The organism is Calditrichota bacterium (genome assembly GCA_013151735.1).
GTDB lineage: Bacteria > Zhuqueibacterota > JdFR-76 > JdFR-76 > BMS3Abin05 > BMS3Abin05.
Genome location: JAADHR010000095.1, coordinates 1 through 8,880 on the forward strand (window position 1 = coordinate 1; position 8,880 = coordinate 8,880).

6 protein-coding genes and 1 tRNA gene are annotated in these 8,880 nt (G+C 46.2%); 3 read left to right on the plus strand and 4 right to left on the minus strand.

From position 1 onward, the window contains the following. Positions 1 to 12: 12 nt before the first annotated feature. Genes GXO76_06525 through GXO76_06540 form a run of 4 tightly spaced genes read right to left on the minus strand, consistent with a single transcriptional unit; the run spans position 13 to position 5,020 of the window. On the minus strand, positions 13 to 1,260 hold the full coding sequence (locus GXO76_06525; GenBank protein NOY77510.1) for a hypothetical protein: 1,248 nt from the start codon (positions 1,258 to 1,260) through the stop codon (positions 13 to 15). A 5-nt stretch (positions 1,261 to 1,265) separates the two neighbouring features. Next, positions 1,266 to 2,054, minus strand: a complete 789-nt coding sequence (locus GXO76_06530; protein ID NOY77511.1) for an outer membrane lipoprotein-sorting protein — start codon at positions 2,052 to 2,054, stop codon at positions 1,266 to 1,268. Beyond that, positions 2,051 to 4,396, minus strand: coding sequence for an RND family transporter (locus GXO76_06535; GenBank protein ID NOY77512.1), 2,346 nt, complete (start codon positions 4,394 to 4,396; stop codon positions 2,051 to 2,053). The genes GXO76_06530 and GXO76_06535 overlap by 4 nt, the downstream gene beginning before the upstream one ends. Before the next feature lie 18 nt (positions 4,397 to 4,414). Beyond that, positions 4,415 to 5,020 carry a TetR/AcrR family transcriptional regulator gene (locus GXO76_06540; protein ID NOY77513.1) on the minus strand — a complete coding sequence of 202 codons (606 nt, stop codon included), beginning with the start codon at positions 5,018 to 5,020 and terminating at the stop codon, positions 4,415 to 4,417. A 195-nt stretch (positions 5,021 to 5,215) separates the two neighbouring features. On the opposite strand from GXO76_06540, the gene GXO76_06545 reads away from it, so the two are divergent. The 3 genes from GXO76_06545 to GXO76_06555 all read left to right on the plus strand — a co-directional run. Continuing rightward, positions 5,216 to 5,287 (plus strand) — tRNA-Gln (locus GXO76_06545). A gap of 208 nt (positions 5,288 to 5,495) precedes the next feature. Further along, positions 5,496 to 7,982 (plus strand): TonB-dependent receptor, encoded by a 2,487-nt coding sequence (locus GXO76_06550; GenBank protein NOY77514.1) that lies wholly within the window; start codon positions 5,496 to 5,498, stop codon positions 7,980 to 7,982. A 158-nt stretch (positions 7,983 to 8,140) separates the two neighbouring features. Further along, the coding region (locus GXO76_06555; protein ID NOY77515.1) for a DUF4876 domain-containing protein at positions 8,141 to 8,880 on the plus strand (740 nt) is incomplete at its 3' end.

Below are 8,880 nucleotides of genomic sequence, written 5' to 3' on the forward strand. Positions count from 1 at the left end.
AAAAACCTTATCCTACTTGTCCATTTTCCCGAAAGGGGAATTGGCCGGACCGGTAAAGAAAAGACCCCCCAGCGTGAAGCGAATGGCATCCGCCGGCTCATAGCTAAGAAATCCCAGCATAAAGGAATCCTTATCTTTTAAATTGAGCACCCCGATGAATTGCGACGTGAGGTAATCGAAGGGATTCCATCTCAGCACGCCGGAAACCGAAGAGGTGATTCTATCCGGAACCTCCGGATGGGTCGGATTATGTTGTGCGGCCTTTTCTTCAAGCGCGCGGTTGTATTTTTCCTGAATATCCTGCACCCACTGAAACGTCAGAGAAAGCCGGTCACTCAGGCTCCAATCGCTTCCCAGCACATATTTGAAATGAGGGTTCGCAATTTCCGGATTGCTACCGTCGGGGTCGGCCGTCCGAAAATAGGCGCCTTCGCCCTTAATGCCCCATCGGCCGAAAATTTTCTGAAAATCAGCACCCAAAACGCGCAACGATTTGAATTCGGGTGTTAAATTTAGCTCATTTTTTTGGGGATCAAAATGCGAAATCATACTGAATTGGTGGTCAAACCCGGAATAAAAACTCAGAGAGTAATCAATGCCCCAAACACTGTGCATCAGGCGAAGGGCCGCCTGGCTGTGCCGCAATGTGGGAGCCGGATAAACAGGAGGACCCGCCACCACGGCCGGAATATGACGTTCCGGGTTTCCCTGTTGCAGGATTCCTGTTGGCAAGGGAATGCGGTCGGGAAGAAAAATCGGAATCCAGTCGGCTTCCAGCGTAACCGGCCCGAGATACCAATCGGTTTTCAGTGCCGTGACCGGCAGGCGGTAATCTTCGATTTCAGAGGAGATGTTTTGGTAATCCCACGGGTTGATATTGTCCGTGGGATTAATCCAGTCCGTTTTTCCCCAAAAGATAAACTGCTTTCCCAGACGCACATCGACCATCGGGAAATAAAGACTCACATAGGCCTCGACCGGATAAATTTGCAACTCGCTGCCACGTGTATCAAATCCTCTGGAGAAAAAACGCAGGTCATTGGCATCAAAATCGAATGAGGAAAAAAGTTCTCCCTTATCCCCAAAGGATTTTTTGATCGTCATTTGAAGCCGGACACCGGTTTTGGAAATTGTCTGAGGCGAAACGGTGTTGTTGTAGTGATAGAATTTCAGGTACCCGCCCAGATTGGTCTGAGCGTTGCTTGCAGAAGCCACCAATAACCCCAAAAGTACCCCGAAAAAAACACGTGTCTTTTTCATCGGAATCACCCTCTTTGTAAATAGCGCGTGGTAAAAAATTTGGCCGGGACACCCGTGTTAATCTTTAGATTCTTGAATTCCATTTTGCTGGTGTGGTCGATCTGCACATCGTGCATAATCATGACGGTGGAAAACCAAACTCCATTTATTTTTTTCACCTCCGGAACGGAGAGCTCTTTCCATTTTTTCCCGTCCCGATCGTAAAAAACGGCTTTCAGCGTCGTGAAGGTATCCTTCCGAATCCAGCGCACAATCTTTGAATAGCCGGTTTCTTTGGCAATCTTCGGTGAAGCCGCTGTGGCTTCCACTACAAAGCAGGCCCGCCCGTTTACGGTTTCGTCGGGCAGGCGCTTGTACGTCCAGTCGTTCAGTTTGGGCTTGCCCATATCGTAGTATGTAAAATCGGACGACATGAAATTGCCTCCCTTGCCGCTTGCCGTAATTTTCTTCACGCGGCGCAAAGCCGGCAGATAAAGGTAGCGGTCGTCATCCCGATTCTGGTGCTCAATTGTCAAAAAGGCGGTTCCGCGCACATCGGCCGGTGCGATGATTTTAATCAACATCATGTTTTCGTTCTCGTTTTTCTTTTTAGAATAGAATTTCATTTTGCGCACGCGTGTCTCACCCCGACTGGTCGTCAGCGTCATCACCAGATCGCCCGTCATATCTTTCCAGTTGGATTGGGACAGTACCTTTTGCATGATCTGTTTCCCGGTCAGTGAGGCATCCTGCCGGGCCACACCTACAGTAACCCACGCGGCAAAAATGGCCGCAAGTATGATGAACCGTTTCATTTTTTCCCTCCAATATGATTAAATTTGGGTTTCAGAATCATAAACAGCGTAGGCAGAATCGTGAGCGCTCCGAACGAGGACCAGACCATCGTCAGTGTGATGAGTAATCCCATCAAACTAATACCCTTGAAGGCCGAAAAGAGCAGAATGGCAAATCCGGCTGCAACGGTCAGGGCATTGATAAAAATAGCCACACCCGCCTCTTCCATTGTCTGGTCTGTTGCCTGCTCATAATTGTGGGACTCCAAAAATTTCATCCGGTAGCGGTGATAAAAATGAATGGCATAATCAACGCCTACACCTATGGCAATACTTGAGGTAACCATGGTCATGAGATTCAGGTAAATCCCAAACCACCCCATGATCGCAAAATTCAGAAACATGGCAAAAAACAGGGGCAAAACATTAAAAAGACCGGCTGTGAATGAACGAAACATAAACGCCGTGAGCAAGAATACTAAGAAAAGAGATAAAAAGATGCTTTTCAACTGTCCGGAAACCACCAGATCGTTTACAGCCAGATACAGTTCCGAAACGCCGGTAATATCGGCATGGACCCCATCAAAATGGCGACGGATAAAACCGCGCGTCCAGGTGTCAATCGCTTTCAGATCCGTGCGGCGCGACGTTCTTAAAAATGCCGTCACTTTGGCATTCTGGTAATTGTAATCCACAAGATTCGCAAGATCTTCCGGCTTCCCGGACATTTCATACAGTTGCAGGTATTGGGCAATCAGCTCACGCCCGGGAACTGTGAAACGTTTTTCCACCCATTTTCCGGTGGCGTCGTCAAAGTAGCGGGAGGTTTCTGTCTCTGTTTGGTTCGGGATACGGTAGTAGGCCGGATTGTTGTTGTGGAGAACCTGATTAATCCGGCGAATATAATCGACCAGAGAAAGCGTTCCACCAACGTGCGGAAGGGTTTTCAGCGAATCTTCCAGCATGGCCATTTTTTTAAGGACCAGGGGGTTCTTTATGTAGCCGGGCCGATCCCCTTCAATCACAACGTCAATATAATTAGCACCGGCAAAATGTTTGTTGATTTCCTCCGTGGCCAGCCGAAGCGGGTGGTTTGGCGGAAAATTTTCAATATCACTTGATTCCAGTTGAATTTGGGGAATACCTGCAATAGACACCAGCACAATAAGAACAATCGCAATTGTAACCCCCCATTTGTGCCGAATAAGGAACCGTGCATAAACATGACTCAGTTTATCCAGGCGGCCGCCGGTAATTTCCTTCAATTGCGTAGGAATCTTCATGCGGGCCAAACTGGCCGGGATAAACGTAAGCGAAAGGATCATCGCAAAAAACACACCTGTGGCGGTAAAAATTCCGAGCTGCAGCAACGATGTAACCTGCGAGGTATTCAGCGCCAAAAAGCCAATCATGGTGGTTACAGACGTCATAATGACCGGTCCGTGGAGCTCCATCATTGTAAAATGTACCAGTTTATTTCTATCTTTAATAAAACGCGAATTGGCAAAATAATGGTTTAAAATATGAATCCCGTCAGCCACCCCAATTGAAATCAGCAAAATAGGCAAAATCGTGGTCGAATGTGAAAGCGGAGAGTGCACCAGTGCCATCACCCCAAAGGTCCAGATGACACTAAAGATCACCACTCCGAGTGGAATAAGGACCATTTTTATTCGCTTAAACCGGAAGAGCGGGATGAAAAAAACCACCAGAATGGCCAGAGGGAAAAGCACACGCATGTCCCGGTCCATTCCCCGGGCCAGATAGTAATTAACAACGGGTTTCCCCGTGGCCAGAATTTTAAAGGGGCCGCTCTCTTTCTGGGTGATTTTTATCACTTCTCCCGCAATGATCCGCGGACGGATGGTCTTTTTTAAGAAAAGCATGATACCGGCTGCCTTCCGGTCGTTGGAAATTAAATTTCCCGTAAAAATATTGTCCGAAAGCAATCTCTTTTTGTAAGCGGCCATTTCCTGAGGCGTTCGGGGAATGTTTTGAAGAACTTCCCGCACCTCCATTCCTTCTTCCGTTCCTGTGATAATCTTGGCATTCGTCGGGCTCATTACGGAATAAATCCCCGGCAAATCTTCAAAAACTCTCGTAAGGGAATCAATCTTGGCAATCACGTTGGGTCGAAACAGGCTGTCCGTTTCCACAACAACCAAAATAAAATCGCGGCTGGGAAAAATCTTTCCCACCTTGTCATAAATGCGTTTTGCAGGGATACCCTGTGGAAGAGAGGCCGAAATGTCAGTTTCCACTTTTAAATTCTTAATTTCATACCCAAGAAAAAGCGTGATGACGAAAACCGCGGCCAATACCCACCAAGCGCGTTTAATAATCCATTGAAAAAATGAAGCCATTTGAAAATCCTTTCTATTCTATTTGAGTCCCTGTTCAAATATGGCCGTTAATTGATCAATCATGTGAATGATTTCTGTAAGCGGCGTTTCTCGATAAATTTCAAGATTAATGCCCATAATAATTCCACCCAAGATGCGCCAGAAATTCCTGGGATCAACCGTGCGTATCTTTTCCTCCCGCATTTTTTGAAACAATTTCTCTTCCAGCGGTTTTCTGTATTCAAAATAAGTTTGCCGAAAATTTGAAAATCCGGGTGACTTAAACTGAATCTGTCCACTCTCAAAAGGAAAATAGATGTTGAAAAACGTTTTATGCTCCGTGAAGTAAGACGCATAAAAAAGCAATACCTTCCGCACCATCTGGATAAAGCTTTTTTCTGATGCAATGGCTTGAATAATTTGATCAAAAAAACGGCGCGTATTGTCCTCCAATAATTTTTGGAGGATTTCATCCTTGCTCCTAAAATAATAATAGAGTGTACCCTTACCCAATTCCGCTTCCTGCGCCACATCATCCATCGTAGCCTGATGAAAACCTTTCCGTGAAAACACCTGAATGGCGGCATCTAAAATTAATTGTTGCCGTGCCAAACGTTCCCGTTCTTTGCGATGACGAACAGCCATTTTTAACAATCTCCTTCTATATTCGACTTCATAGTCGAATATAGAATATTTAGTCGAATTTGTCAAGAGTTTTTTTCGAAAATTACATTTTCCTTTCAAATTGGTGTCATTCACTGGGACACATTCCCGTTTTCGAAACCAAAATTTTCTTGATTTCTTATTGAAAACATTGTATATTAAAAGGCAATTTTTTAATGCCCGGTGGAGTAATTGGCAACTCGAGGGACTTTGGATCCCTTGTTGGAGGTTCGAGTCCTCCCCGGGCAGCACTAAGGCGAAGAGAGATCTTCGCCTTTTTTTGTCTCCCTTTTTATATCCGTAAAAAAACCGCAGGGTGCCCGAGTCAAAGTGAAAATTTGGGTCTCGTTCCCAAAACGAAAACTCCAAATCGTCGGCGGCCAAAAAAAAAGCTTTTTTGCTTGATTTCTAATTTAAAATTGCTTAATATATGAAAAATTCAGAAAGATCCTCTTCTATGATAATTTACCGCTCAATCCAAAGATTCTTTTTATTCATTTTTGTTGCGAGCTGGTGGGTTTCTCTCCTTTTTGCGCAACAAACGGGTGGAATCAAAGGGGTTGTCCTGGACCTTAACACCAGAAAACCCGTTGAAGGTGTACTGGTGCGCATTCAAAACACCTCTGCTTCAGCCGTTTCGGACCAAAAAGGCCATTTTTTTCTGCACAAAATCCCCATCGGAACCTACACTCTTGAATTCACTAAAATGGGTTACCAGACGCTTATTCTACCCAAACAACACGTCCTGCCGTCAAAAACCACGCAGGTTATTGCCGAATTAAATCGTTCCTCGGGAGAAAAGGAAGATGTTTTTTACATTGGCGGCATCCGGGTGGAAGCCGACAAGGCAGAGCTACCCAATGACCCTGTTTCCAAGGATGTGGTAAAGTCCGGTGATATCGAAAATCTGCAAGCCTCCAGTTTGGGGGATGTTCTGGAGATCATTCCCGGGGTGGAAAAAACCAATCGTCTGGGGCTGGCACGTTCCATTCAGGCCAGTATTCGCGGTCGAACCAATGATTCCTTTTCCACATTTGGCACAAAGGTTATTTTGGATGATGCCCCGATTTCAAACAACGCCAATCTCCAGCGTTTTTCCAATGTGGCACTGGGACAAAACATTTCGCTCACGACCGGACAGGGAATTGATCTGCGAAACATTCCAGCGGATAATATTGAAAAAGTGGAAGTCATAAAAGGGGTTCCCTCCGTGCGGTACGGGGATTTTACGGAGGGCATTATCAAGGTTGAAACCAAAATTGGTAAACGCCCCCCACGCCTGATTATGAAGCAAAATCCGGACACAAAAGAAATCAATTTTGGGAACGGAATTGTACGCTGGAACACAGGGTTCACCATCGATTTGAACTACGGATACAGTGAGCGCGACCTCCGAAAGGTGGGTGACGAGTACCATCGATTTACGGGGAATCTGATCACACTAAAGCGGTTTTTCGGCAACAAATTGACCGTTAAACACAAAATTTTCGGACAGCGCCTGATTGACGAGGAAAAGCCGACTGATATTCACAAGAATAAGCGGTACAATCGCGGCTACACGATCAACAACGACGTGTGGGGTGATTATGTCATCAATAATTTGACAAAGTTCACCTACAGCCAATATGTCCATTTCCGCAAACAAAACACCTTTGCCCAGAAGTTGGTTGAAGCGGACCCCCGCAGTTACATTGGCTCAATGCGGATTATTGGAGACGAGTGGAATGCAGGGGGGCGCTGGGAATTTCATCTGAAACGACTAATGGGCGAAGCCATCTTTCATGATTTTATTTTCGGAAGCAACATTGAATACGATAAGAACACCGGCAGGGGTGTCATTATTGACAGCACCAAAAACTATTACGGCCCGCTTTCTGGCAAGCGATCGTACAACTTCGACCGCATTCCCGGGCAGGCACTTGTCGGGCTTTATGCCGAGGATAAAATAACACTTCACTACCTTTGGGACCTTACCTGGACACTCGGGCTGCGTTACGATCTCTTTCACCCTCAGTCGGTCACTCTTTCCGGTTTGTGGACTTCAAAACCCTTTATTAAATCCAGGCATGGCAGCTATTTGAGTCCTCGTGTGGGCCTAATTGTTTTTCTCGGCAAAAATAATCGTCTTCGTTTTGGGTATGGTCTATCGGCCAAATCCCCCCCGCTTACAAATGTGTATCGTACGCCTCAAGTTCTGGCGTTCCGCGACACAACGTATCGACACTCCCAGAACAACCCTAATCTGAAGGGCTACCAGCTTAAAAAACTGGATATGGGTCTGGATTCCAGGCTGTTCAACTTTGCCCGAACCTCACTTGAGGGATACTACACCATCCGGGAAGATCAAATGAAAGCCGTCACCTATCCCTTCGGATATTCCGTAAACCCGGACACCATTACAGAGGCCACATACAGCATTTACGAAAATCGGGGCTGGACGCGCCGCTATGGGGTGGAATTGTCTATTCGGACAATAACCTACAAAAACTTGTCCTTTTTATTAAATTTTGCGCATCGCAGCGAAAAATACGGTTCAACGGGTCTTTTTTACTACTCCCACACCGATACGAGCAAAGGACAGCGACCGTGGGTACCCGTGGGAACAGGCTGGAGGAAAAAGGCCATTTTGGATTTTCGAATGTCATACAAAGCCCGCTCCCTCGGAATTTGGGTGTCTCTCTGGGCACAATCTGTGATGTATGAAAAATACCAGCGATACACCGCCCACCCCTATTACTGGTGGGAAAATAATCGAATGCATTATCCGCCCAAAACGGTGTACAATTTGACTGTATCCAAAAGTCTCTGGAAGGGAGCCGAGGTTTCTTTTTATGTAAATAATTTTTTCGACAGTCGAAACTTATATCGTCACCCCTATTTACATACCTATTCAGAACGGACACCTGAAATCTTTTACGGGTTTAAATTGAGCACGCGTCTTTGAACATAGATTATGGCACAAGCCGTGGCAGTTTTGCTTTTTTTGTAAAAAATCGTAGTCTCATCGGAATTCAAACCGAGTACTCAAATGCACTCGGGTGCATGGGGTACAGGTTCGATTCCAAATTCCACATTCTCCGGATCTGGGGTAACAACGACACCATGCGAGTACGCATCTTCCAAATTTTTTGGATTGGATTTCTGCCTGCATTGTTTTTGGCCAGCTGTTTGCAGAAAAAACCGGTCTGTTTCGACGGCAGAGGGGAGGCCCGGGTCTATGTGGAGTTTAAGGAAGCCCCTCAATTGCCCGGAATACCTGTTGAACATGCCAGGGTTACGCTCAAACCCTGGTTTACGGCTGTTATTCCGCCTGAATTTACGGATGAAAACGGTGTGGCCCGGTTTGAGGGTCTCCTTTCAGGGAAATATGCTGTCAGTGCCATGTACAATTTTGATTCGCTTAAAGTATTGGTCGGATCGTCTGATCTGACCATTCGAAGCCCGGAAGCGTCTCACGTTTCTATTTCGATGTATGCCAGCAAACCAGGACTTAAAATCAACGAACTGTACACCGTGGGGCCTCCCAATGACGAATTTTATTTTTATGACCAATTCATTGAGCTTTACAATTCGGCAGATGACACGGCCTATCTGGACGGAATGGTGGTTTGCCGGTTGTTTCAGAACATTGACAACGTGACGTACATATTTCAATTTCCGGGAACCCCGGTAACGGGAAGGCAGTATCCGGTTCCGCCCCATGCATTTGTGGTTCTGGCCGGTGATGCGATTAACCACAAAAAGCTGTTTCCGGGCAGCGTGGATCTGTCCCATGCGGACTGGGAATTCTACAACCCGCTCAGTCCCACGGACCCCAACAACCCGGATGTACCGGATATTGT

Bases quoted from the DNA above. Each gene is read 5' to 3' on its own strand.
- GXO76_06525 (NOY77510.1), bottom strand. From the start codon at position 1,260: ATGAAAAAGACACGTGTTTTTTTCGGGGTACTTTTGGGGTTATTGGTG.
- GXO76_06535 (NOY77512.1), bottom strand. From the start codon at position 4,396: ATGGCTTCATTTTTTCAATGGATTATTAAACGCGCTTGGTGGGTATTG.
- GXO76_06540 (NOY77513.1), bottom strand. From the start codon at position 5,020: ATGGCTGTTCGTCATCGCAAAGAACGGGAACGTTTGGCACGGCAACAA.
- GXO76_06550 (NOY77514.1), top strand. From the start codon at position 5,496: ATGATAATTTACCGCTCAATCCAAAGATTCTTTTTATTCATTTTTGTT.
- GXO76_06530 (NOY77511.1), bottom strand. From the start codon at position 2,054: ATGAAACGGTTCATCATACTTGCGGCCATTTTTGCCGCGTGGGTTACT.